Here is a 24,078-nt window from a genome sequence, read left to right on the forward strand (position 1 = left end):
TAGCATAACAGGGAGAAAAATAAGAAGATATTTATTCGACATTATCCTTTATTCGCAGAAAGGGGCGTGGAACAATGAAAGAGGTTGTGGTAGACGTATTGCAGTCCAGAGGGACCTATTATGAGATTGGTGTTCGATTCGGACAGAAACTTCGGCAGTCGCCACTCTATTCCCATCATGAAAAGAGACGAAAGAAGTCATTGAGAGATTACAATGTAAAGCTGCTTGAAGTCGAGGGACTACTCCGGCAATTTGCACCCGGATTATGGGATGAATTAAATGGACTGTCCCATGGTTTACAGTGGTCATTGGAAGATACTATACATGAATATTCGGGATTTCAACAGGAATGGAAGGAGTCAGGATGTTCGTCATTGGCCAAAGACGGTATATACGTGAGGAATTATGATTATCACCCGAAAACATATGAAGGCCGGCTGTTACTCGTCGAGCCTGAGGGGGGCTATGCATCTATCGGATTTTCAGGAAGGGGAATCGGACGGATTGACGGGTTGAACGAAAAAGGATTGGCAGTTGGTTTTCATTTCGTGAATCGAATAAAGCCGGGAGATGGATTCATTTGTACCACAATCGCCCGCATCCTCCTGGACACATGTAAGAATACAGACGAGGCCATCGAAGTGTTGCGCAGGCTGCCTCACCGACACAGTTTCAACTATTCTTTATATGATCAAGGTGGCAAAGCTGCCGTGGTGGAAGCTTCCCCGAGGGGAATAGGGGTGTATCACCATTCAACCTTAAGTTGTACCAACCATTTTCAAATGAATCATATGAAAAAGGATAACCGACATTATTTAAAGGATTCTCAAAAAAGGCTGGACCTGTTACATTCAGTACAGGAAAAGGAATTAACCATGGATGGGGCATTCAAACTGTTTAACCGTGGAGACAGCCCGATTTTCAAGAAAGCGTATGATGCTTGGGCAGGGACGATTCATACATGTGTCTTTCAATGTGAATCACTGCAATGCTTAATCGGATTCGGGGAAAGTTCCGATGGATTGGTGGTGGACTTTCAGGAATGGGTCAGGGGAAGAAATATTCCCGTCCGGAAAATGTCAGGGAAGTTCGATACAAATGAGCCGTTTTTATTTATGGAAGAAGTGACGGAATAAGGGGGAACCGAGCAAATCAAGGGATTAACGGCTTATCATTCGTGGAGGACTTCCTCGGTTCTTATTAATAAAATGTGCATATTCATAAAATGTATGTATGATAAGTAACATTCTTATAAATGTGGTGACTTGCGGGTGGTGCAGGTTTATGTTTGTGAAGTAATATTCACTAACAGGATCATTTCATCTTCTCGTTCTTTCCTTTCTCTATGTATACATAACGATCTTTCCAAGTAGTCCTTTTCCTGAAAAAGGTATTCAAAAATGAATGAAGAAAGGTAGCTAGGAAAAATAGGATGTGAACCGGAAATAATAATGTCTCGAACACGCTGAAATTACCGATCCTTCTCACTAAGAAATAGAAATAACCCCCTAATAGGATATAGTGGATTATGAATAAATAGGGATATTCCCTAATCATATCGGGTGAGTGAATGACCAGCGCAATAAGTGAAGCCATCCACAAAGAAGAAAGCCCCAGGAGTAGGATGTTTGTCGACTTAGCTCCTGAAGCGAAGCTCTTTGACCACCCGTGGAATAATTGACCTATTCCTTCCCCATACATCCTCATGGAAATGGCATTCCTGCCACTTGCCGCTTCTACGGATTCCCCGCATTTCTTCGCCCATTGACTCAAGGCAAAATGCTCCACCATTTCCCCTTTAATGGCTTCATGTCCTCCAAGCCGCTCATAAACGGCCCTTGAACATAGGAAAAATTGCCCGAAACCGCCTGAAGGAGTGCACAACCATGAAAAGAGATGGGTGATACTGGTTGAAGCAAACACCATTAAATGAAACAGCATGGAGAATGTTTCATAAAAGGTTTCCATTTTATGAAAAGGATGAATGGTCAATACTCCTTGACATTGTTGCATTTTATACGTTTCGCATATCTTTAACAGACCTGCTTGTTCGAACCAGGTATCACTATCCACAAACAATAGGAATTCTCCTTTAGACTCTTTCGCTCCATTCCAGCATGCCCATGATTTTCCGTTCCATCCATTAGGCAAAGGGGGTGCATCAATGACAATTGCACCCTCGTTTAAGGCAATAGCCTTCGTTTGATCTGTTGAACCATCATTCACAACAATGACTTCCAATGGCTGTATGAACTGCATCCGAATACTGGATAAAAGCCTCCCAATCGTCTTTTCTTCATTTCTTGCAGGAATGATGATGGAACATTTCTTGACCAGATAACTATTCCGTACATGAACGGAATTCTTCACGGTCGGAATTCTCGTAAAAAGGAAAATGGTAAGGCCCAATGCGACAATCCAGAAATACATCTGTTTTCACCTTCTTTGACAAAATTCTGCTGTATCGCCATTCTAACCATAATATTTACCCGTGATACGCATAGGGCGTTTTTTAGCTGATGTCTCATTGGGATGGATGGGGATCGACGGTATCTGAGTTATTTGCGTTTTCTTCCTTCTCATCAGGATAAGGGTCAAAGAAATTAACTACTTTTCCCGGTCCAGAGAATCCTATCACTTGTTCTTTATCATCTTTCGCCTTGTCGGATTTCTTCATAAAAAAACTCCTTTCTAGCCATTAGTTTGGCGAAAGAAGTTTTTTTCATGCCACTATTTGTTTTTCCAATGTCCATCTATGAATTCATCCCGCCCTGACTTTGCGCGATCTTGTTTGTATTCCTCCGGATTCGTTTTGTAGAACTTTTGATGATACTCTTCTGCCGGATAAAAGGTTGAGGCAGGAAGGACGTTGGTGACGATCGGCTTCTTGAATCGCCCGCTTTCTTCAATCGTGTGTTTTGACTCCTCAGCCAATTGTTTCTGGTGTTCATTGTGATAGAAGATAGCTGTTCGATACTGTTCACCGCGATCGTGGAATTGACCACCGTCATCAGTCGGGTCAATCTGGGGCCAGTATAACTCCAATAGCCTTTCATAAGGAAACAGAGCGGGATCATAGGTGATCTGAACCACTTCATAATGTCCGCTGCCACCGGCTTTAATATCCTCATATGAAGGATTTTCAAGATGACCTCCAGAATATCCCGATACGACATCAATAATCCCCGGCAGCTCATCGAACGGCTTTACCATGCACCAAAAACATCCGCCTGCAAAAGTAGCGACTTCTCTATCATTCATTTAGCAAACCTCCTGTACCATATGTACTCCTCTAAAGCAGTAAAGCAATAGCTTGAACAGATTCTACCATGAAAGCTTAAAAGGAACAATCAAAATAGCTTGTCTGCTTCAGCTGTGCCGACTTTACGATTAATCTTTTTCTACAATTTTCAACAAATTCATTAAAATTCATTTCCTAACGGATGGAATTTGTGTATAATTCTTTTGAACGGAACAATTTCATACGTCACGAAATCAGGTGAAGTGTAAGATGTGATTCTTCTTAGCTTCTTAATAGGGAAGTTGGTGTAAATCCAACGCGGTCCCGCCACTGTAAATGGTAGTGAGCTGAACATTTACCACTGTGCAAACATGCACGGGAAGGTATCAGCAAACTATGACCATGAGCCAGGAGACCTGCCTGATTTTAAGCGCACCAATTCTACGCGGATAGAAAGGTGTAATATGCATGGTTCACTGAATATAAACCTATATATGCATCTTACACAACATCTCTAGTCCACTGGAGATGTTTTTTTGTCTGTCAAAATGTTAATCAACAGGGGGAATAAGAAATGAAACACACAGTAAAAGCCTTACTTGCATTGTTAGTAGCCATCGGATTCCTGACAGCATGCGGAACGAATGACGGGGAACAAACGAAGAAAAAGGAAACAGCCGAAGTAAACCAAAATGAATCCGGGTATCCTTTATCATTGACTGACGCGCTTGATAATAAAGTCACCCTGGAAGAACAACCTAAACATATCGTTTCGTTAATTCCCAGTAATACGGAGATTTTATTCGAGCTTGGGCTCAATAAGGAAATCGTCGGGGTGTCAGACTTTGATAACTTCCCAAAAGAAGCCGCCGATAAAGAGAAAATCGGTGGAATGGAGTTTAACGTAGAGAAAATCGTCGGCTTAAATCCGGACCTGGTCCTGGCCCATGAATCCACAGCAAAGTCAGCAGAAGAAGGTTTGAATCAACTGAAAGATGCAGGGGTGAACGTATTCATCGTTCAAGACGCTAAAAGCTTTGAAGAAGTATATAACACAATTCAGGACATCGGGACACTTGTCGGTAAAAAAGATCAGGCAGATTCCGTTGTTTCTGAAATGAAATCAGATTTAAAATCCATTCAGGAAAAAGCAAGTGAAATAACTGAAAAGAAAAGAGTCTATGTGGAAGTTTCCCCTTCCCCTGACATTTATTCAACAGGTAAGAACACGTTCATCGATCAAATGCTATCTATGGTCAATGCTGAAAACGTCATGAGTGAGCAGGAAGGCTGGGTACAGGTGAACCAGGAAGCTGTCATCTCGTCTAACCCTGATTCAATCATCACTACATATGGTTATTACAGTGAAAATCCGAAAGAACAGATAATGGGAAGAAAAGGATGGGAAGATGTGACGGCAGTTAAGAATGGGGATGTTCACGATGTCCATTCTGATTTAGTCACACGGACAGGTCCAAGATTGGTTGAAGGAGTAGAGGAAATTGCAAAGTCGATCTATCCAGAGGTATTTGCAGAATAAGATAGGGATCACATACGGATTGGCAGGGATTTTTATACTCATAGCAGTGCTTGCAGGTGTTTCGATCGGTACGATATCAATTCCACCGATGGATATCCTTTACATCATCGGTTATAAGTGGTTCGGTTTTCAAATGCCTGATACAGTTAATCCCATGTTTGTGAACATCGTCTATACGATCCGACTTCCAAGAGTATTGTTGGCTCTATTGGTCGGTAGCTCCTTAGCCATTGCAGGGGCTTCCTTCCAAGGGCTGCTACGCAATCCTCTGGCTGATCCCTACACATTGGGAGTATCATCAGGTGCATCGGTGGGGGCAGTCATCACATTATTTTTCCATTGGAGTATCCCTTTCATCGGGAAGTTTACGCTCCCCTTTTTCAGTATTGTTTGTTCGATCATCACCGTATTTCTCGTATTATGGTTTGCACAAAAGGTTGAAAGGACCATGAAGGTCGAGACCATTATATTGACAGGAATCATCTTCAGCTCGTTTCTGGGCTCGGTGATTTCATTGATGATCGCACTCACAGGTGAGGAACTGAGGCAGATCATCGGCTGGCTTCTTGGAAGTGTATCCATGAGAGGCTGGGATTACGTTGCGATCATCTTGCCTTTCTTCCTTATTGGGGTGGTGTTGCTCATACTGAACAGCAAGGAATTGAACGGCATGAGCTTCGGAGAGGAACAGGCCCGTCATATCGGCATCTCGGTTCAAAAAAGGAAGCTGATCATTTTGATAGCCGGAAGCATCCTGACGGGGGCAGCGGTGGCCGTGTCAGGAACGATCGGATTTGTCGGCCTTGTGGTTCCTCATTTCCTGCGAAGAATGATCGGACATGATCACAAGCATCTCCTCCCCCTATCAATCCTTGTAGGAGGAGGGTTCCTTGTACTCGCCGACCTGCTTTCCAGAACGATCATCGCTCCGACCGAACTTCCGATTGGAGTGATCACCGCCTTGATCGGTGCACCGATGTTTGCTTATATTCTTTTAAAGAAAAGAGGTCTTTCAACATGATCGATGTAAACGGGGTCTCAGTAGGATACGGCGATCAAAAGATCGTGGAAGACATGAATTTTCATATTGACAAGGGAGAGTTCTTTGGCATACTTGGCCCAAATGGAAGTGGTAAGACGACGTTACTGAAAGCGATGACAGGTCTCCTTCCTTTAATGGCTGGGGTCATTACATTGAAGGGAAGGCCGCTTCATCAGTTTTCTTCGAGAGAATTGGCTACCCATGTCGCGGTATTGCCCCAGATATCGACTGAAGCATTTTCGTATCAGGTGAGGGAGACGGTGATGCTTGGAAGATATGCTCACCAGAAAGGTTTCTTTAAGGGTACGACCGACCGGGACAAAGAGATGGTGGACAAGGTGATGGAGCAGACGGGAATTTCTTCGTTTCAGTACCGATACCTGCATGAATTGTCAGGTGGTGAACGGCAACGGGTGTTCCTGGCACAGGCTCTTGCCCAGGAACCTCACCTCCTCCTTTTGGATGAGCCCACTAATCACCTTGATCTTTCCTATCAGAAGTCACTATTGGATTTGATTAAAAATCAAACAGATCAGGGGACATTAACGGTCGTGGCCATTTTTCACGATTTGAATTTAGCGAGCCTATACTGTGACCGTTTACTCCTATTGGACCAGGGTACGACGAAACTTCTCAATCATCCGGAAGAAGTGTTGAAAGAAGAACATATCGAAGAAGTCTATCATACAAAGGTTCAGAAACAGGCTCATCCTTTGGTGGCCAAACCTCAGATGGTGATCGTGCCCGAAGGATCCCTCACTGAAAACCTGGTATTAGATGAAAGGTATATGACATTGACCGAAGATTGCATCCTTTATTCTGCACCATTCCCGTTGAAGTGTATGTCCTCGGGTATTATCGGAGCAGGAATTGGTTGGTACTCTCACTTCATGAACCGACGGGTACCCGTTGATTATGACTGCCGGGATTACAAACAAGATATGAAGGAGTATCTCATTACGAAAGAACTGGATCCGTCTTTATCTGTCGGTATGATGACGGCTCTCGATTTGTCTAACATGATATGTGAGCGTTTTGAGATGATGGGGAAATCGGTTTTCGTCATCGTGACCGCCGGTGTCGGAAATGCCATGGATGTATCAACGAGCTTTCAATATGATATTGATTCTAAACCGGGTACGATCAACACCTGGGTGTTCATTAATGGGAATTTATCTGATGAGGCCTATATCGAAGCCCTCGTCACTTCCACGGAGGCAAAGGTGAAAGCTCTGAATGATATGGAAGTAAGGGACAAAAGAAACGGTAACCTAGCAACCGGAACGCCTACAGACAGCATTCTGATTGCTTCCAGTCAAAAAGGGGAGATCGAACCATTTGCAGGACCGATCACTCCGATAGGTAAGTTGATCGGCAAAGGAGTCTATGAAGTCACAAAAAAAGCCATCCAACGTTATATGGGTTAATAAAAGGACTTTCATAGTAAGGAGGCACAATTTCTCATGGGAAGACTTTTTTTCATAACCGGAGGGGTTAGATGCGGGAAAAGTTCCTATGCAGAAAGGCTTGCGTCGGAACTAAGAACATCGAATGAAATTTTGATCTATCTTGCGAGTGGAGTGAGTACGGACCGGGAAATGGAAAACAGGATCTTAAAACACCGACTGGATCGCCAATCTTCTCATGAAAAGTGGAAGACCATTGAAAGGCCACTGGCTATCGGGGATATCGTCGATACTATACCGTCCAATGCCATTGTTCTATTAGATTGTCTCACGACTCTGCTGACAAACGAATTGTTCAACGGGGGTATGGAGGGGGGAAGGAATGTAGAGGATCGTATCTATGAGTCTGTCATTCAGTTAGCAGATAAAGTAAAAGCATTACTTGTTGTAAGTAATGAATTATTTCATGACATTCCACCGAAAACAGACGAAATACTCCAATTCCAAAGGATGCTGGGAAGATTACATAGAAGATTGGTGGAGAAGTCGTATATAGCAATCGATATGACGGTTGGAATCCCGGTTATGAAGAAAGGGATTTCAATGAAATGAGATTAGTAAAGAGTCTACTCCTTAATTTACAGTTTTTTACGGTACTTCCAGTGCGAAAAGAATTCTCGCTTGGAAAAAGTGAAATGAGATGGATGGTACGCACATTTCCTATATTGGGTTTATTGATCGGAATGTTTCTCTCAAGTGGCTATGTGTTACTGGCATCCTTTACACCCATGAGCTCATTGGCATTATCATTTTATATTTGGGTGATGCCCATCCTCCTTACCGGTGGAATTCATTTGGACGGTTATATGGATGCAAGCGACGCCTACTTTTCCTACCGGGATCTAAAGAAGCGCTTAGAGATCATGAAAGATCCCCGAATCGGTGCATTTGGTGCCCTATCTCTTGTGGTATTGCTTTCCTCCCGCTTTTTATTCATATATGAATCCGTCCACTATTCTAATACTGCTGTGATTTGTTTGATTCTGCTGTCGATCCCCATTTTCAGCCGTATCCTCATGGGAGTTAGTCTCATTCTTATCCCCGCGGCCCATAATTCCGGTATGGGGTATAGCTTCAGTAAAGATACGAAATGGAACGATGTTTTGTGGATGCTGGCCTCTTTGATAGGGATCATAGTGACAGGCGTTTTCCTGAATAGCCTTTTTCTTTATGCTGCCTTCACGATTGTAACGGTCGGATTTTGCCTGTTTGTTTACTCGAAGAGCATAAAGTGGTTTGGAGGCATGACTGGTGACACAGTCGGAGCAAGTGTAGAAGGGGTGGAGTCGATTTTATGGATGACTATATGGCTATTGCTTTCATTCGACATGGTTTAACAGATGCAAATGAGAGAGGGAAATACATCGGTTGGTCGAACCCGAGCTTATCACGAAAAGGAATCGGTAAGCTTAAACAAATAAAGCGATCCTTCAAGCCATATGAGGGATGTTTTTCAAGCGACCTAAACCGATGTTTGGAAACCTCGCATTTTTTGTTTCCTGAAGCCTCTATCATTCCATCTCCTCTATTAAGAGAATTACATTTTGGAGAATGGGAAGGCTTGACCTACGAGGATTTGAAGGGAAATGAAGAGTATCAGTATTGGTTAACCGATCCCTCTAATTCTCCTCCAGGAGGGGAAGGGATACATCAATTTATAAAACGAGTCGAAGTTGCCTGGGAGCAAATCAAAGGACAAATCGATTCACTTAATGGGAATCGGTACTCAGTCATAACCCATGGTGGAGTCATTCGGCACCTGTTAACTTCTCTTTCCCCCAAAAGTGATCCTAGATCTTTTTGGGATTGGGAGGTCTACCACGGAAACGGATATGAATTGGGTTGGAAAACAGAAGAGAATTGGAGGGACCAGAATTGTACTTCATTACGGGAGGTTCCTTTAATGGCAAGGGCCAATGGGTAAGAAAGCATTTTCGTTTGAAGAGAAGCGACACGGAATGGGTCCGGTTATTTACAGAAGGGATGGAAGAAGCCCATCCATCAAAGCCCATCCTCGTGTTGGAGGGGCTTGAGTATGCCGTTCGATCTGCCCTTTTACGTGGGGAGCGCGACGTTAGGAAAGAATTCTTCCAACGGATGGAGGAGTTGAAGAAGTGGGAAGAAGAACATCCAGAACGAAAAGTGATCTGGATCGGGTCAGAAATAGGGAAAGGAATTGTACCCATAGACCACATTTCAAGGGAATGGAGAGATGTGACGGGCTGGATTTATCAGGACCTTGCCCAAAAGTCGCATAAGGTATGGCTTGTTTGGTATGGCATGGCTACTTCAATAAAAGGGTAAGGGAGGAAATAATAATGCAACTTTATACAAGAACCGGAGACAAAGGTCAGACAAGTCTAATCGGGGGTAGGGTCGATAAGGACGATATCAGGGTGGAAGCATACGGGACACTGGATGAAGTCAATAGTTTCATCGGTCAGGCTATTAGTGAATTAAATCATGAGCGGTTTGACGATATCGTAAAGGACTTAGTTACGATTCAGCATGAACTCTTTGACTGCGGGGGAGATTTATCCAATGTCTCAAAAAAGAGAAGGAGCAAGCTTCAAATGGATTCCGTCCTCGCTTTGGAAGAAAAAATAGACGATTTGGTCAGAGAAGCTCCACCTCTTGAAAAATTCATACTGCCGGGTGGTGTAAAAGCTTCTGCGAGTATTCATATTGCACGGACCGTTGCGAGAAGGGCAGAGAGATGCATGGTTACCCTATCAAAGACAGACGGGGACTTTCCGGTTGCTTCGTTGCAATACATCAACCGATTATCAGACTACTTTTTTGCTCTGGCACGTGTGATCAATCACCGAAGCAGTGTCAAAGACGTTGAATACCTTCGCAGTGCCAACGTATTCGGTAACATCAAGAAAAATAATAAGTAGTGTTATAAGGTTCTCTTTCTTTATAAAGGAAAGGAGGAAATAAGATGGTTCAACTTAGGGATGCCCTGTCGGTTTCCATTAACGAAGATTTTGAACTGATTCTAGCGTCTGATTGCAGTGGAGGAATCGGAAGGAAAAAGGGGGACGAGGTACAGGTTGATCCTGACATTGTAGGATATTTCGGTTTTCGAGTCGCTGTGATGGAATGTTTATCAGCCGGTGCCCGCCTCATGGCAGTTCAATTAATGAACTTCACAGGAGACAGCGTGTGGGAGGGGTATGCCTCGGGAGTGCGGATGGGTTTGAAGGAACTTGATATGGAGGATATTCCCCTAACGGGAAGTTCAGAATCCAATTTCAATCTAAACCAGTCTGCACTCGGTGTAACCTGTATTGGTATGAGAAGGAAGGAGCGGCACTTTCTTCCGCAAAAAGATCTTTCATATGCTCTTATCGGCATTCCTTTAGTAGGGAAAGAAGTATTAGTATATAGATCATCCATAGCCCCATTGAGTCTGTTTCATACGTGCATTCACCATCCTTCCATAATCGATATTTTACCTGTAGGTTCAAAAGGTGTGCGTCATGAACTGTCTCTGCTTATTGGGAAACCGTTGAAAAGGGGAGATGTAGACTCCACGCAAGACTTGGATAAATCAAGCGGGCCCGCCACTTCATTTATCATTTCCTACAATAAGGAAGAAGAACAGAATATAAGGAAACTTACCGGTGGTCATTTTCAATCCTTGATCTTATTTGACGGTAACAACTAAATACTTTTATAGATATTTGTGGTAAACTATATTCTCGGGGTGAACCGGTATGGAGAAAAGTGTTAGTTTATCCAGTATTCTGTGATTGTCAATTTCAATTGTATAGAGTACTATTTCATATTATCATCGGTTCATCATGAATGTCATAAAAGTAGGTGAAGAAATGGAGTCACGACTAGATCGAAAGACCAAAAGGAAAAAACGTGGTAGAAAAGTGATTTTGGTATTATTAATCCTTATTTTCAGTTTGATCGGTTATGCTGCTTTTCAATTTTACAGTGGTTATAAAATGGCTGGTGAAGACCAGATGCAGGACTATAAATTTAATGGAGTTAAAGATGAAAACGGGAAGGTTAACGTTTTGTTATTGGGAGTCGATAGCAGGGGCGAGGAGAAATCAAGGACAGATACAATGATGCTCGCGCAGATCGATCCAAAAACGAATGAAACCAAACTCGTTTCGTTTATGAGGGATATCTATGCTGAAATCCCTGGATATAAAAACTATAAGCTAAATACCGCTTTTTATTTAGGCGGACCGGAATTGCTTCGAAAGACGATCAAGCAGAACTTTGATCTGGATATTCAATATTATATGATTGTTGATTTTAAAGGTTTTGAACAGTCAGTCGACATCCTTGCACCAGAAGGAATTGAAATGGATGTTGAAAAGGCGATGTCAGAAAACATCGGTGTTTCCCTTGAACCTGGTGTCCAAAACCTGAACGGAAAGGAATTACTCGGCTATGCCAGATTCCGTCATGATGAAAATGGTGACTTCGGAAGGGTTGAAAGACAGCAAAAAGTGATTGCGGCCCTTAAAGATGAAGCCTTATCCATCGGAGGCGTAACAAAGCTTCCGAAAATGGCAGGATCCATTCAGCCCTATATTCAGACGAATATGAGTAAGCTGGATCAAATCTCAATCGCGAAAGATATCCTGCTAAGCAATAGTAGTGACATGGACAAGCTAACCTTGCCAGTAGAAGGTTCATATACGAATGGAAGTTACAGCGGAGTTGGATCTGTGCTCGAAATAGACTTCGAGGAAAATATTCAAGCTTTAAAAGACTTCCTGAGTGGAAAAACCCCGGACGACACTACAAACGAATAAATCTGAAAATCCCGTTAAGGCTCTGAAGGCTTAACGGGATTTTTTTGCTTTTAGAATGGACTTGATGGAACGGGCTCTGGAACTGGGCTGACAGGGGTCAGTACCAATAATGGATCCATTTCCAATCAAACCCTGAAAGTATAAATTCTGATTATACGCTCTCTCAGCCAATCTAGAGCCTTCAGAAGGAATCTGAATAACATAAATGGTAATGATAACGCTTCCACTAGCTATTTCGGCTAATTCCTTACTACTTCCTATAATGCCCTTGATATCATTCATCAGCATGTTACGATTATAAGCGTTGTGAACAAAACACACGCCAATCAAGGTTTTTGGCGACATGAAACATCCATTATCTTAAATATTTTTTCTTGATTATTACATTAAATGTTCAACTAAAAACGAAAAAAGTGTTTTGAAAAAAACTTACTATAAAAAAAGGAACGGGAGTGGATATGATTGTTAAATAATAAAACGATAGCATTTCTTGGTGCAGGTAATATGGCTGAAGCAATGATTTCTGGGACAGTACAGAGTGGCAAGATTCCAGCTGAGCAAATCATTGTTTCCAATCGAAGCAATTACGGAAGACTTCAAGAAATGAAAGCTAAATATGATATCACTGCAATAACGAAAGACGATCTGCCCTTTGATGAAATAGATATCCTCATTCTTGCCATGAAACCAAAGGATATCGATAAGGCATTAGATTCCATCAATCATCTTGTCAGGAACGATACGGTGATCATGTCGGTACTGGCAGGGATTACGACTTCTCATATGGAAGAACAGTTACCTGGAGGTCAGCCTGTCATCCGTGTCATGCCAAATACGTCAAGTATGCTGAAGGAATCTGCAACGGCTATCAGTGCCGGAAGGTTCACTTCAAGAGAAGATATGCAGAACGCAGAAGAGTTATTATCAAGCATCGGAGAAGTATTCGTCATCGAAGAAAGCCAGATGGACATTTTCACTGGAATTGCCGGGAGCGGTCCAGCTTACTTCTACTATTTAATGGAACATATCGAAAAGACGGGTGCTGAAGCAGGGTTAGACCCAAAATTGGCTCGTAAAATCGGAGCTCAAACCATTTTCGGAGCAGCCAAAATGATGCTGGAGCGAGAAGAATCACCTACTCAACTTAGAGAAAATGTAACATCCCCAAACGGTACTACGGCTGCAGGACTTGATGCATTAGCTCAGTTCGGTGGAGGTAAAGCCATCTCAGAAGCTGTTAAAGGAGCAGAAAAGCGTTCGAAAGAAATCAGCTCATCCTTACAGTCCAAAGAATTAGTCACAAGCTAATAACCCAACGAATACCAAACACCTCATATAATTTATGTTACCAACCATACATGAAATACAGGTCCGTCCCTGCATATAGAAAGAGGGGCAAGGGACGGACCTCATTACTAGGAGTGATTGAATGTCCCAAGATAAGAAACGTATCGTGATTAAGATTGGAAGTAGTTCATTGACAAGCTTACATGGAGAAATGAGCCGCAGGAAGCTTGAGCGACTTGTGGATGAGGTTGTCCGTTTAAAGGATGACGGTCATGAAGTCTTGCTTGTTTCATCAGGAGCAGTTGCTGCAGGTTATCGTAAATTGGGTTGCTTGACACGCCCAAGTTCTTTGCCTGAGAAACAGGCCGCAGCAGCTATTGGTCAAGGGCTATTAATCGAAGCGTATTCTGATCTATTAATTTCAAATGGATATGTGGCTTCTCAAATTCTGATCACTCGTAGTGATTTTTCTGATGAAGATCGATACAATAATGCCAGAAATACGATTAATGTCCTGCTCGAAAGAGGGATTATTCCGATTGTAAATGAAAATGATACCGTAACGATTGACCGTTTGAAGTTTGGAGATAATGACACACTATCCGCTAAAGTCGCAGCACTCGTGGATGCTGATCAACTCATCATCCTATCAGATATAGACGGGCTATATGATTCAGATCCCCGCAAAAATCCAGATGCTGAACTGCTGGAGAGTGTGACTGAAATCACGGAAGATATTGAAGACATGGCGGGAGAGCCGGGTAGCTCAGTCGGTACCGGCGGCATGAGATCAAAGATCGATGCATTCAAGATTACAATGGCATCAGGCATCCCTGCGTTCCTGGGTAAATCAGGACATTCTAACATCATTTATGATGCTGTCCAGCATACGGCTAAAGGAACCTATTTTGAATCGACGGAAGATTCGGTCAATCTCGATTCCAAAAAGCAATGGATTGCGTTCAATTCCGGTCCAGAAGGTGAAATCACCATCGATGCAGATGCGAAAGACCGTATTTTAGAGCGGAAAGAAAGTTTGACGATCGATGATATTTATACTGTGAAAGGCCGTTTTGATAAGGGTGCAGTCGTACGTATCCTGGATAACCGCAACGAGGAAATCGGTCTTGGAATGGTCAACTATCGCTCTGGTCAACTGAAGAACCCTACAGATATAAAAGCAGATGAGATCGCAGTAGAAATTGATCAGCTCGTATGTCATGTAGAAGTTCCCATTCCAGTAGGGGTTTAATTGATTCCAAAGATAATAATGATTTAAATGATTCATTTAAGAATATAGCTTTACAAAATAATCAGGAGGTATTTGATGACTTTAACTGTAGAAAAAACCGATGTAAAAAAACAGGCGATATTGGCTAAAAAAGCTTCTAAAACCTTAAGCATGCTGACAACGGAACAAAAAAATAAAGCCCTTCATATTCTTGCCGACCATTTAGAGACAAACTACGGGTCCATTCTAGAACAGAATGAAAAAGACCTTGATAGAGGCAGGGAAAAAGGATTTGAAGCAGCCTTTATGGATCGCTTATCTCTCTCTAAAGAACGGGTTGAAGACTTTGCAAACGGTCTTCGCCAAGTGGCTGACCTGGAAGATCCGACTGGTAAAGTAGTTTCTGATTGGGCCCTGGAAAATCAGCTGCAAGTTCAAAAAGTGACCGTTCCGCTCGGTGTCATCGGAATGATTTATGAAGCCCGCCCGAACGTGACGGTGGACGCTACAGGTCTTGCATTAAAATCAGGTAATGCCATCATCCTGAAAGGTGGATCGAATGCCATAACGTCGAATAAAGCCATTGTGGACGTTATGCATGAGGCGTTGGAAAAAACAGATATTCCAAAAGATGCCGTACAATTCATCAACACAACAGATCGTGAGGCAACAAGTGAATTATTTACGATGAAAGAACATATTGATGTGCTGATTCCCCGTGGTGGTGGCGCATTGATCAACGCTGTCGTCAATAACGCAACGGTTCCTGTCCTCGAGACAGGTGTAGGGAATTGTCATATTTACATCGACAAGGAAGCTGAACTGGAAAAAGCATTGAACATCATCATAAATGCCAAAACGGACCGTCCGGCGGTTTGTAATGCGGCTGAAACCGTCATTCTCCATGAGAAATGGTTTGATGAACACAAGGATGCCTTTGTTGAAAAACTGAAAGAGCATCATGTTTCCATTCATGGGGACGAAAAAGTGGTTGAAGTGATCAAAGATGCTAAACTTGCAGGTGAAGAAGATTGGGCAAACGAATATTTAAGTCTTGATATTGCCGTGAAAGTGGTGTCTTCACTTAATGAAGCCGTGGATCATATTGAACAATACGGTACCAAACATTCAGAAGCGATTGTGACCGAAAACAATGAAACGGCGAAAAAGTTCATGATGCTGGTTGATGCTGCTGCTTTATATCATAATGCATCCACACGCTTCACAGATGGAGGAGCATTAGGATTCGGTGCTGAAATTGGCATTTCAACCCAGAAGCTGCATGCAAGAGGTCCGATGGGTCTTCCGGCGCTAACCACAGTGAAGTATATGATGCATGGAACCGGACAAATTCGATAATATGTAAAAACGCATGAGGTCTACTCCTCATGCGTTTTTTATATTCCTTCGACTGTCAGCCTGAATCCTGAAGCAGGAATTCATGCAATCCACGGATCGTATGAACTTCTTGTTGATAACATAATGTCAAAAGTCGTTCGAAAATCTCGGCCGTCATGATCGCATCATTTAAAGCATGGTGGCGGGTCCTGTCTTGAATATCGAATTTCTTTATAAGAACATCCAAATAGCAGTCATCCCTGCCAAGTAAGCTATTAGCCAATGAAAAGGAATCGACAAATTCTGGATCGAAAGAAGGCAGCTCCCACTTATTTATCCTTTTTTGGAGAAAGTTAATGTCGAAGCTCGCGGGATGTGCCACCAGAATCGTCCCTTTACTGAACTCCAAAAAACGTTCCAACCCTATAGGCAGCGTCACACCATTTAAAAAATCTTTACGTCTTAGTCCCGTAAACCTCTTCGTTTCCCTGGACACCGTTTGAAGAGGGTCGATCACCTGATAGAATGTCTCGTCCCTTTGAACTTTTCCTTCTTTCAGCTTTACAGCTCCTATCGAAATGATTTCATCTCCCACTTCAGGAAAAAAACCAGTGGTTTCAAGGTCGAAAATCGTAAAGGTACAATGGAAGAGATGCTTTTTTTGAAGAGTCGGTTTTTCTTCTTCAAATTGTTTAAGGCCACGGGAAAGTTTATGATAGGAAAGCTTTTCTTTTTCCCGCTTCACTTGATGGCGGAAGATGAATCGCTGCCATAAATAATACTTCAGTATCCGGTAGCCTACATTAATACCTATATTATCCATTAAACCACCCGGTTCCTATTGAAACTGATTTCCATCACTTGCTGCAGTCGGTTGGCAATCTGGATGGATTCTTTTAATTTTTGGCGATCTTCTTTCGAAAGGGTGCGGACATCGATGTCATTACTTAAAGGCTTTCCCTCACTAAGTTCACGCAGATTCTGTTGCGTTCTCAAGGAAAGGAGGATATGCATGGCCGTTTTAACGTTTTCGGCATCCCTTGGGTGAAAGGCTTGTAACTTTTTCAATGCCTGTACCCTTTTGATGGTGTTCACTTCTTTTATCCCATACTTTACCGAATGAATCCGGATCATATTGACGATTTGTAAGAGTCCTGACTTTTTGATGTTGAATAGATGGTTTTTCGGCTTCAAGTTTACCCGGCCCAATGGACCAACAGGGAGTTTGAAACGAAGGGCATCTTTTCGTAAGAGTTGCTGCATATTCAGGGATCGTTTCGATTTTTCAGTCAGGTAATTCCTGATCTCTTCTGCGATGGAGTAGTCTCCGTAAATTGGACGGAAGTCATAGAACATCGTGATGTTCTGGATTTCCTGTGCATCCATTTCGTGGAGCCACTCATCAATGGCCTTTTTCCAGTCCGTATACGATCTCTTCCATTTTTGTTCCTTCGCCATGATTCCGCCTGTACATTCAGGGAAACCACATGCAGCAAGCTTTAAATTGAGCTTCTCGGTGAAGGCCTGAAAATAGAGATCAACTTTTTTCAGGTCAGACAAATGATTATAATCATCAAGGATGATCCCATTATCCTGGTCGGTATGGAATCCCTGTTCACTTCGTCCCTGACTGCCCATAACAATGAAACAATAATTAATCGGAGCAGAACCGTAACCTTCCTGTCTCATTTCCTTTTCGCTCAATTGAATGATTTTCCGGTGGAGCCGATCATTGTAGTTGGATATCACTTCACAAATATCGAATCCAAAGCTATCCTGTGCAAGAAGGTCTTGAATGAACTGTTGGAACGTCTCGCTCTTCACCGTAGCCAGTTCAACCAGTTCATCATTTGACACGGCCTTTTGAATTTTATATGAAAGATCCAGATAATTAGAATCCTGAATATTGAGAAATGATGTACTGGTTAGAATTCCAACTACTACATCATTGCGAATGATAGGGACGAAATCCACTTCTTCATGTTTAAAGTAGGAGAGGGCTTCATAAGCGAAGGACTCATCCCTGATCCAAAAAGGCTTTTCCTTCATCCAGTCTTTCACCTTTTCAGCGTTACATGGATTGGTTAGATAAGACAGGATTTCCCGCTGCGTAAGGATGCCAAGCATTTTTTTATTCTGATCTACCACGACCAACCCATACGTGTCCTGTTCTTTCATCTTTTTGGCTGCGTCTATGATGGTAGCATTTCCATCGATGAACGTAGGGCTGTCCATGAGAGTATGGACTTTTGTGCGGAACAGATTGATGTTCTCATCATCGGTTTCAGTGGCTGACTTTACCTTGATTTCATCGTATAGGGTCTTCATCCGATTGCCGATGCTTTCAAATATGATTTTTGAAAAATCATTGTTTTTGGTCATGATTTCTAAAATACGGTCTTTCTGAATCCGGAATACCGTACAATCTTCTATTGCCTGGACTGAAAAAGTCATTTGACCGCTCGTAAGCATGATCATGATGCCAATCAAGTCACCGGGGTAATAGAAGCGCAGGGAATATTGCTTTCCACTGGAACGATGGAGGACATTCTTGGCGAGTCCGGAGACAAGGAAGTAAATATCCAGTTCTTCCACCGTTTCATCTTCATGAAAGAGAAATTCCCCCTTCTTGAAAGTTGTGTATGTTGAACCGGAAATAATATAATCCAGCTGTTCCGCTGATAGGACATCAAATGGATAGTGATCTCGAATAATATGTAGTAATTCCTGCTGGTTCATCAAATACCTCCCGTTCATGCTGGTTCCATAGTACTTTACCATAGAATTCCCTAATTTGAAAACGGTAAAACAGGCCGTTATACAGAACAAGACACCCCGATATCAGGGTGTCTTGTTCACATTCGATTTGGTTCTCTATCAGCAGGATTTTAAATAAATCCGGGGTCAAGAAGCTTTATGAGCTTTTACTATCTGTTTTTCCTTCTTCATGAAAGGCATCCACCAGTTCCAGTCACCAAGGAGCTTCATTAACGAGGGGACCAGAATCATTCTGACGATGGTTGCATCGATGAAAATGGCGATGGCAATCCCGACCCCGATCTGTTTGACGGGCATTACACCTGTAAAAGCGAAAGCCCCCGTTATGACAATCATGATAAGAGCAGCCGAGGTGATGATCTTACTTGTTGAAGTAAGTCCTTCAATGGTAGAACGTGTGTTGTCACCGGTTTCTTGATAAATTTCATGGATTCTGGAAATAAGGAATACCTCATAGTCCATGCTAAGGCCAAACACGAGGCTGAATACCAGCACCGGAAGCACAAGGGCAATGTCCGATTCAGGGATTCCAAAGTGACCTCCCTGGAAAATCCATACTAAAATTCCGAATGTCGATGTCAGACTGATGATATTCATCAAAATGGCCTTCAATGGAATGATGATGGAGCGGAATGCAATCATCAGAATCAGGTAGGTAGAACCTAAAATGATGAGTAGGCATAATCCTACTTTTTCATAGATTTCATCAAAGATTTCCTGATTGAATTTCACCTGTCCCCCAAACTGGAGGAGGTGTGACCATTCTTTTTGACTCCATTCGTTCACCAGTTCCTGAGCAGCGGATGAAGATGAATCCAATGACAAGTGAACTGGAATCAGTGCTTTGTCTCCCTGGATAAAACGATTCAGTGCAGGATCAGTCTTCTCCTTGGATTCCGGCTGCTGAATGGCACCGAATAATTTTTCCGGAGATTCGATATTGGTGGCTTTGAAGATAGAGTCCACTGACGCCACAGCTGATTCCTGATTGAATTCGGAAAGGAGTTCATTCAAATCCTCCAATCCCTCTTTGGTCTTCCAGCCATTCTCCCGTTTGGCAATCACATAAACCGTACTGCCTTCATCTGTCTTAAACTCCTCCTGAATGGTATCCATCGCCTGACGGGATTCAAATGTAGCAGGTAATGCCTCCGTATCAGGAATGGCCAGATTCATAGAGCGGACAGGCAAAATGCCGATCACTAAGACAATCAGGGCGAGGAGGGCCAGCACCACGGGCCTTTTCATGATAAATCCGGCAAATACCCTCCATTTCCCGTTGTCATTTCTCTTCTGCTTAATCAGTGTCCATTTATTTATAGACTGCCCGAGGAGCAGAAGAACGGAAGGGAGGAGTGATAATGCAGATACAACTGCAAGCATGACGACAACCATGCCTCCGATGGCAATCGTCTGGAATATATCGATTTCAATAAGCATCATCGCCCCTAAACCGATGAAAACACATAATGCAGAGAAAATGATCGATTTTCCTGCCGTTTGAATAGTGATATGGATCGCTTCCGGTATGGATCTCGTTGCCAGTTCTTCACGGTAGCGGTTAATGAACAAGAGAGAGAAGTCAATACTCAGGGCAAGACCAATCATTGGGACTACATTCAGCAGGAAAACCGATAATTCCATGCTGCCGCCAATCAGAGCGAGAATTCCGAATGCCGTCACGACCGTCACCACTCCAATGATGATGGGAACAAGCGAAGCAACAACCGAACCGAATGCAAATAACAGGACAAGGAGAGCGAAAGGTAATCCTATCAATTCGGCCCGTTTCAGATCATCCTGACTGGCCTTATTAATATCTGAACTAATAATGGAAGCCCCGGTCAATGATTGACCTGGATTTTCTTTTATTAGTGCTTTAATTTTTTTTGTTTCGTTGGTGATATCAGACTCATCGAAAGATAAAACGGCGTAAGCCACGTCGTCTTTCACCAGGTTTTCATCTTGTAACGGTGATTGTATAGAAGAGGTGACACCCAGGTTTTCTATGCTCTCAATCGTTTTCTTCATGGATGCCTGGAACCCTTCTGCAGATTGGGCATCCTGCTTTTCCATAAGAAGCAAAATCGATGATTCGGGAAAATCAAACGAATCGGTCAATTCATCGTTCACTTTTTCAAACTGTCCGTCTGTCCTAAATCCGTCACCGCCTAGTATGGTGGGTAAGTCTGTTGCAAAATAAGCGAATATCCCCGCTATCATCACCCAAAGTACAATGATCCATTTATACCGTCGGGTGATCCCTTTACCGAGCAGGTCCATCTCATCACACTCCCTCATTGAAAGTCTTACATCCTGACTTTCCACTATTTCTTACAATAAAAAAGAATCACTCATTCAGTTTAATAGGTGCAGTCAGCCGGTGCAATAACTAAATGTTCGAATAGATGATAAAGTAACGATCATTAAGATCCCTTCGTGTTGAGGAGGAATGTCGAAGCGCTCCATAAATCAGGAAATATGTAATCAGCGTTATACGTTGGGGAAGGGTTGTCATTCAGTAAAATCGTGGTGCATCCAGCTTTGTTGCCAGCTTCAATGTCTACATCACGATCCCCGATCATGAATGATCCAGCAAGGTCAATCCTGTATTTTTCTGCCAGTTCAAGAAGCATTCCGGGTTCGGGCTTTCTGCATGAACAACCCGCATGGGGTTTGTGAGTGCAGCAGGAAACCTCCTGAATGAAACCGCCTGCTTGTGTGATTTCATGTACCATATAATCATGGATGGAGTCCAGCTCATCATGGGAAAGATAGCCTAATCCAACACCACCTTGATTTGTAACGACAAAAAGAAGGAATCCGGATTCAGATAAAGCCTTTATGGCCTCGGGGACTCCTTTCAGGAAATAAAATTGATCAGGCCGGTTCACAAAGCCGACTCTATTGGTTTTTACCTCGTTAATTACCCCATCACGGTCAAGAAAAACAGCTTTATTCATCATAAATCCTCCTTATTCGATATTTTTCATCAAGAAACACTGTGTATATGTCGCTTCATGCGGTTTCCGAGGAAATAATGACAGAGTATTCTGTCATTTGTTCTTAATCGGTAGGGACGGACCTTCGGAAGGTCCGTCCCATTCCTTTATAGTTTGCGGATAAAAACGACTTTTAAGTAGTCGCTTTGCTTGTATTGACTGAGGGTTTTAAAATCTTCAGGAAGAGTATATTCTTCGAGTATTTTATATTCCCCGTTGGTTTCCTTGAATGCTGTATCAATAAACCCCTTGAATTTTTTCATATTGAAGGTGCTGCAGTTTGTGGAAGCCACAATGGTCCCGTTCTTTTCAGTGATGGCTATCGCTTCTTTCAACAAATCCTTATAATCCTTTGCAGCACTGAATGTGTGTTTTTTGGAACGGGCAAAGCTTGGTGGATCTAATATCACCACATCGAATGAAAGCTGTTTTTTGACAGCATATTTGAAGTACTTGAAGACATCTTCCACAATGATATCTTGAGCCTCATAATCGATTCCGTTAATGCTGAATTGTTCAATCGTTTTGCTTAAACTGCGATTTGCAAGGTCAACACTGGTGGTGTGAGAGGCACCGCCGAGAGCAGCATACACAGAGAATGCACCGGTGTAAGAGAAGGTATTCAATACCCTCTTGCCTTCTGAGTATGCGTCACGAATCCTTTTCCTCACTTCGCGTTGATCGAGAAATACCCCCACCATCGCTCCATCATTTAAATAGATGGCAAATTGTACGCCGTTTTCTTTCACGAGGAGAGGGAAGGAAGGGCGTGTACCTTCGACAAAATCGTCTTCTTCAACGTATTTCCCTTCCTGTGCAAACCTTTTCTTCTGGTAAATACCTTTATATTCGGTTAATTCCCGTATCGATTGCACCACTTCTTCATGAAAAGAATAGGCACCCTTTGAATACCACTGAATGAGATAATATCCATCAAAGTAGTCAATGGTTACGCCCCCGAAACCGTCTCCTTCTCCATTAAACACCCTGAATGCGGTCGTATCTTCACTATAGTAGAAGTGGAGACGTTGATTAATGGCAGCCTGGATCTTTTTATAAATGAACTCCTTGTCTATATCTTCATGTTCTTTCCAGCTCAGAAGCCAGCCTATCCCTTTATTCTGGAGTCCGTAGTACCCTTTTGCAATAAAGCGACCATTGGTATCTACAAGCTTCAGGATGTCACCGTCCTGTGCATCTTCAATCGATGTCGTGACATTTTCTTTATTTAAAAGAGGAAACCCTTTTAGAAATGGTTGTATGTATTTAGGGCTTGCTTTTACGATTTTTTCTTTCGTCATTCCACTCATCCTAACCTATTGGTTTAGTCTTGTGTAGTATAGAACGTTACGGGCGTTTACGCAACTGCATAAAAAAATCCCCTCAGGTCCGAAGAGGGGAAAGGTTTTGAATTATTTACTCCATAGGTAATCTCCTACAAGACGATCCACTTTCATCGTTTCATGTAATCCGCTATGAGAAATCGTTGGATCATATACTATTTTGGACTGAAAAGGATTTTTTTCGAAAAATGATCGACTCTCCAGTGCACTTTGTACATTTACCACGTCATCACCTGAACCGGCGATGGATAGCACTCTTATTTCAGAAGGAATCAAATGACGATTGAGATACATTTTTTTCAATGCACGAGATCCAGGCTTTAAATCAATCACAGCTGCACCGGTATTGATTTGCCCGTAAGATTCTTTCGTGACTCCCTGAAAAGGAGTGGCAATCGTAATGAATTTATGGGTTTTTGGAACAAACGATTCATTACCGGTATTCTCTAAATATTGGGTTGAAGCAAGGCCACCCATAGAGTGGGCGACAATATTGACAGTAGAAACATTGAATTGATGGTGCAGCAGCTTCATGGCATTTTCTAGCCAAATGGCCTGTTTATCCAAGGAAGCCCGATTGTCTTCAAATATGACTTGAACAAGTGGGGGAGAACTCGGGTTTTTAGGGAGAGCCCCTTTGTATCTTATACTGCCGGAATCTGATATGGAAATTTCCAGCGTTTTTTGACCCCATCCATGCCTGTTCTCAAAACGGTCCAACATGGTCCTGAAGGAATTATATGTACCTTTGTATCCGTGCACGAAGACGGTTGGATATTTCTCTTCGGCGGTTAAAGGTTTTTCACTTGATTGGACATTCGTCGTCCGGAAAATAGTATATAAAGTGAAGAAGGCAATGATAAAGAGCCCGCTCCAGAAAAATGATCGTTTTGACTTTATTGACAAGAAAATCGCTCCTTTAAAAAGGTATACTTCTATTGTAAGGGATTCGTGAAGTATTGAATATGTTAAAAAAGAAATTTATTTGTCATATTATATGTAATTTTTACCTCATTTGGTACT

23 protein-coding genes and 1 riboswitch are annotated in these 24,078 nt (G+C 42.5%); of the genes, 14 read left to right on the forward strand and 9 right to left on the reverse strand.

All coding sequences use genetic code 11. The features are described 5' to 3' along the window. The first annotated feature begins 74 nt into the window (after positions 1-74). Positions 75-1,136 carry a C45 family autoproteolytic acyltransferase/hydrolase gene (locus N5C46_RS02160; protein ID WP_261750729.1) on the forward strand — a complete coding sequence of 354 codons (1,062 nt, stop codon included), beginning with the start codon at positions 75-77 and terminating at the stop codon, positions 1,134-1,136. Positions 1,137-1,314: 178 nt separating this feature from the next. Here the strand turns inward: N5C46_RS02160 and N5C46_RS02165 are convergent, their stop codons facing one another. The 3 genes from N5C46_RS02165 to msrA form a co-directional block, all read right to left on the reverse strand. Continuing rightward, positions 1,315-2,430, reverse strand: a complete 1,116-nt coding sequence (locus N5C46_RS02165; protein WP_261750730.1) for a glycosyltransferase family 2 protein — start codon at positions 2,428-2,430, stop codon at positions 1,315-1,317. A 94-nt stretch (positions 2,431-2,524) separates the two neighbouring features. Then, positions 2,525-2,677 (reverse strand): hypothetical protein, encoded by a 153-nt coding sequence (locus tag N5C46_RS02170; protein ID WP_224519829.1) that lies wholly within the window; start codon positions 2,675-2,677, stop codon positions 2,525-2,527. A gap of 53 nt (positions 2,678-2,730) precedes the next feature. Then, entirely contained in the window at positions 2,731-3,261 is a 531-nt protein-coding gene (gene msrA / locus N5C46_RS02175) for a peptide-methionine (S)-S-oxide reductase MsrA (RefSeq protein WP_261750731.1), read from the reverse strand. A gap of 219 nt (positions 3,262-3,480) precedes the next feature. Then, positions 3,481-3,680: riboswitch (cobalamin riboswitch) on the forward strand. Positions 3,681-3,815: 135 nt separating this feature from the next. Between msrA and N5C46_RS02180 the strand changes: the two genes are divergently transcribed. From N5C46_RS02180 to N5C46_RS02235, 13 genes are all read left to right on the forward strand, one after another. Then, positions 3,816-4,781: an ABC transporter substrate-binding protein gene (locus N5C46_RS02180; RefSeq protein ID WP_261750732.1), complete on the forward strand. Its 966-nt coding sequence runs from the start codon at positions 3,816-3,818 to the stop codon at positions 4,779-4,781. Beyond that, complete coding sequence (locus N5C46_RS02185) at positions 4,744-5,802, forward strand: FecCD family ABC transporter permease (protein ID WP_261750733.1); 1,059 nt, start codon at positions 4,744-4,746, stop codon at positions 5,800-5,802. Before N5C46_RS02180 ends, N5C46_RS02185 begins: the two co-directional genes overlap by 38 nt. Beyond that, positions 5,799-7,250 (forward strand): adenosylcobinamide amidohydrolase, encoded by a 1,452-nt coding sequence (locus N5C46_RS02190; protein WP_261750734.1) that lies wholly within the window; start codon positions 5,799-5,801, stop codon positions 7,248-7,250. Before N5C46_RS02185 ends, N5C46_RS02190 begins: the two co-directional genes overlap by 4 nt. A 36-nt stretch (positions 7,251-7,286) precedes the next feature. Further along, entirely contained in the window at positions 7,287-7,841 is a 555-nt protein-coding gene (locus N5C46_RS02195) for a bifunctional adenosylcobinamide kinase/adenosylcobinamide-phosphate guanylyltransferase (protein WP_261750735.1), read from the forward strand. After that, entirely contained in the window at positions 7,838-8,626 is a 789-nt protein-coding gene (cobS, locus tag N5C46_RS02200; protein WP_261750736.1) for an adenosylcobinamide-GDP ribazoletransferase, read from the forward strand. The genes N5C46_RS02195 and cobS overlap by 4 nt, the downstream gene beginning before the upstream one ends. Continuing rightward, entirely contained in the window at positions 8,596-9,213 is a 618-nt protein-coding gene (locus tag N5C46_RS23280; protein WP_420720448.1) for a histidine phosphatase family protein, read from the forward strand. The genes cobS and N5C46_RS23280 overlap by 31 nt, the downstream gene beginning before the upstream one ends. Then, positions 9,165-9,593 (forward strand): bifunctional adenosylcobinamide kinase/adenosylcobinamide-phosphate guanylyltransferase, encoded by a 429-nt coding sequence (locus tag N5C46_RS02205; protein WP_261750737.1) that lies wholly within the window; start codon positions 9,165-9,167, stop codon positions 9,591-9,593. Before N5C46_RS23280 ends, N5C46_RS02205 begins: the two co-directional genes overlap by 49 nt. Before the next feature lie 14 nt (positions 9,594-9,607). Next, positions 9,608-10,189 carry a cob(I)yrinic acid a,c-diamide adenosyltransferase gene (locus N5C46_RS02210; protein ID WP_261750738.1) on the forward strand — a complete coding sequence of 194 codons (582 nt, stop codon included), beginning with the start codon at positions 9,608-9,610 and terminating at the stop codon, positions 10,187-10,189. Between the two features lie 44 nt (positions 10,190-10,233). Beyond that, positions 10,234-10,962: an ATP-binding protein gene (locus N5C46_RS02215; RefSeq protein WP_261750739.1), complete on the forward strand. Its 729-nt coding sequence runs from the start codon at positions 10,234-10,236 to the stop codon at positions 10,960-10,962. Positions 10,963-11,125: 163 nt separating this feature from the next. Beyond that, the gene (locus N5C46_RS02220) at positions 11,126-12,076 is read left to right on the forward strand and encodes an LCP family protein (protein WP_261750740.1); all 951 of its coding nucleotides are present in this window, start codon (positions 11,126-11,128) and stop codon (positions 12,074-12,076) included. A 462-nt stretch (positions 12,077-12,538) separates the two neighbouring features. Beyond that, on the forward strand, positions 12,539-13,384 hold the full coding sequence (gene proC, locus N5C46_RS02225) for a pyrroline-5-carboxylate reductase (RefSeq protein ID WP_261750741.1): 846 nt from the start codon (positions 12,539-12,541) through the stop codon (positions 13,382-13,384). Positions 13,385-13,505: 121 nt separating this feature from the next. Continuing rightward, positions 13,506-14,615: a glutamate 5-kinase gene (gene proB / locus N5C46_RS02230; protein ID WP_261750742.1), complete on the forward strand. Its 1,110-nt coding sequence runs from the start codon at positions 13,506-13,508 to the stop codon at positions 14,613-14,615. A gap of 75 nt (positions 14,616-14,690) precedes the next feature. Further along, a complete protein-coding gene (locus N5C46_RS02235; RefSeq protein WP_261750743.1) occupies positions 14,691-15,953 on the forward strand; it encodes a glutamate-5-semialdehyde dehydrogenase in 1,263 nt (420 codons plus the stop codon). 55 nt (positions 15,954-16,008) lie between these two features. Here N5C46_RS02235 and N5C46_RS02240 read toward each other — a convergent pair whose 3' ends face one another. From N5C46_RS02240 to N5C46_RS02265, 6 genes are all read right to left on the reverse strand, one after another. Beyond that, the gene (locus N5C46_RS02240; protein ID WP_229592742.1) at positions 16,009-16,755 is read right to left on the reverse strand and encodes a 3'-5' exonuclease; all 747 of its coding nucleotides are present in this window, start codon (positions 16,753-16,755) and stop codon (positions 16,009-16,011) included. After that, complete coding sequence (locus N5C46_RS02245) at positions 16,755-18,671, reverse strand: DUF294 nucleotidyltransferase-like domain-containing protein (protein WP_261750744.1); 1,917 nt, start codon at positions 18,669-18,671, stop codon at positions 16,755-16,757. The genes N5C46_RS02240 and N5C46_RS02245 overlap by 1 nt, the downstream gene beginning before the upstream one ends. Positions 18,672-18,836: 165 nt before the next feature. Continuing rightward, positions 18,837-21,011: an MMPL family transporter gene (locus N5C46_RS02250; protein ID WP_261750745.1), complete on the reverse strand. Its 2,175-nt coding sequence runs from the start codon at positions 21,009-21,011 to the stop codon at positions 18,837-18,839. Between the two features lie 125 nt (positions 21,012-21,136). After that, positions 21,137-21,673, reverse strand: a complete 537-nt coding sequence (locus N5C46_RS02255; RefSeq protein ID WP_261750746.1) for a D-glycero-alpha-D-manno-heptose-1,7-bisphosphate 7-phosphatase — start codon at positions 21,671-21,673, stop codon at positions 21,137-21,139. Positions 21,674-21,819: 146 nt separating this feature from the next. Beyond that, complete coding sequence (locus N5C46_RS02260; RefSeq protein WP_261750747.1) at positions 21,820-23,013, reverse strand: class I SAM-dependent rRNA methyltransferase; 1,194 nt, start codon at positions 23,011-23,013, stop codon at positions 21,820-21,822. Between the two features lie 111 nt (positions 23,014-23,124). Beyond that, the gene (locus N5C46_RS02265) at positions 23,125-23,961 is read right to left on the reverse strand and encodes an alpha/beta hydrolase (protein WP_261750748.1); all 837 of its coding nucleotides are present in this window, start codon (positions 23,959-23,961) and stop codon (positions 23,125-23,127) included. Positions 23,962-24,078: the final 117 nt, after the last annotated feature.

This window comes from Rossellomorea vietnamensis, from assembly GCF_025398035.1.
Lineage (GTDB): Bacteria > Bacillota > Bacilli > Bacillales > Bacillaceae_B > Rossellomorea > Rossellomorea vietnamensis_B.

Coding starts and splice junctions, on each gene's coding strand:
- proB (WP_261750742.1), top strand. CDS start 13,506: ATGTCCCAAGATAAGAAACGTATCGTGATTAAGATTGGAAGTAGTTCA.
- N5C46_RS02235 (WP_261750743.1), top strand. CDS start 14,691: ATGACTTTAACTGTAGAAAAAACCGATGTAAAAAAACAGGCGATATTG.
- N5C46_RS02220 (WP_261750740.1), top strand. CDS start 11,126: ATGGAGTCACGACTAGATCGAAAGACCAAAAGGAAAAAACGTGGTAGA.
- N5C46_RS02245 (WP_261750744.1), bottom strand. CDS start 18,671: ATGAACCAGCAGGAATTACTACATATTATTCGAGATCACTATCCATTT.
- N5C46_RS02160 (WP_261750729.1), top strand. CDS start 75: ATGAAAGAGGTTGTGGTAGACGTATTGCAGTCCAGAGGGACCTATTAT.
- N5C46_RS23280 (WP_420720448.1), top strand. CDS start 8,596: ATGGCTATTGCTTTCATTCGACATGGTTTAACAGATGCAAATGAGAGA.
- msrA (WP_261750731.1), bottom strand. CDS start 3,261: ATGAATGATAGAGAAGTCGCTACTTTTGCAGGCGGATGTTTTTGGTGC.
- N5C46_RS02180 (WP_261750732.1), top strand. CDS start 3,816: ATGAAACACACAGTAAAAGCCTTACTTGCATTGTTAGTAGCCATCGGA.
- cobS (WP_261750736.1), top strand. CDS start 7,838: ATGAGATTAGTAAAGAGTCTACTCCTTAATTTACAGTTTTTTACGGTA.
- N5C46_RS02195 (WP_261750735.1), top strand. CDS start 7,287: ATGGGAAGACTTTTTTTCATAACCGGAGGGGTTAGATGCGGGAAAAGT.
- N5C46_RS02250 (WP_261750745.1), bottom strand. CDS start 21,011: ATGAGGGAGTGTGATGAGATGGACCTGCTCGGTAAAGGGATCACCCGA.
- N5C46_RS02165 (WP_261750730.1), bottom strand. CDS start 2,430: ATGTATTTCTGGATTGTCGCATTGGGCCTTACCATTTTCCTTTTTACG.
- N5C46_RS02170 (WP_224519829.1), bottom strand. CDS start 2,677: ATGAAGAAATCCGACAAGGCGAAAGATGATAAAGAACAAGTGATAGGA.
- N5C46_RS02260 (WP_261750747.1), bottom strand. CDS start 23,013: ATGACGAAAGAAAAAATCGTAAAAGCAAGCCCTAAATACATACAACCA.
- N5C46_RS02210 (WP_261750738.1), top strand. CDS start 9,608: ATGCAACTTTATACAAGAACCGGAGACAAAGGTCAGACAAGTCTAATC.
- N5C46_RS02215 (WP_261750739.1), top strand. CDS start 10,234: ATGGTTCAACTTAGGGATGCCCTGTCGGTTTCCATTAACGAAGATTTT.
- N5C46_RS02255 (WP_261750746.1), bottom strand. CDS start 21,673: ATGAATAAAGCTGTTTTTCTTGACCGTGATGGGGTAATTAACGAGGTA.
- N5C46_RS02240 (WP_229592742.1), bottom strand. CDS start 16,755: ATGGATAATATAGGTATTAATGTAGGCTACCGGATACTGAAGTATTAT.
- N5C46_RS02190 (WP_261750734.1), top strand. CDS start 5,799: ATGATCGATGTAAACGGGGTCTCAGTAGGATACGGCGATCAAAAGATC.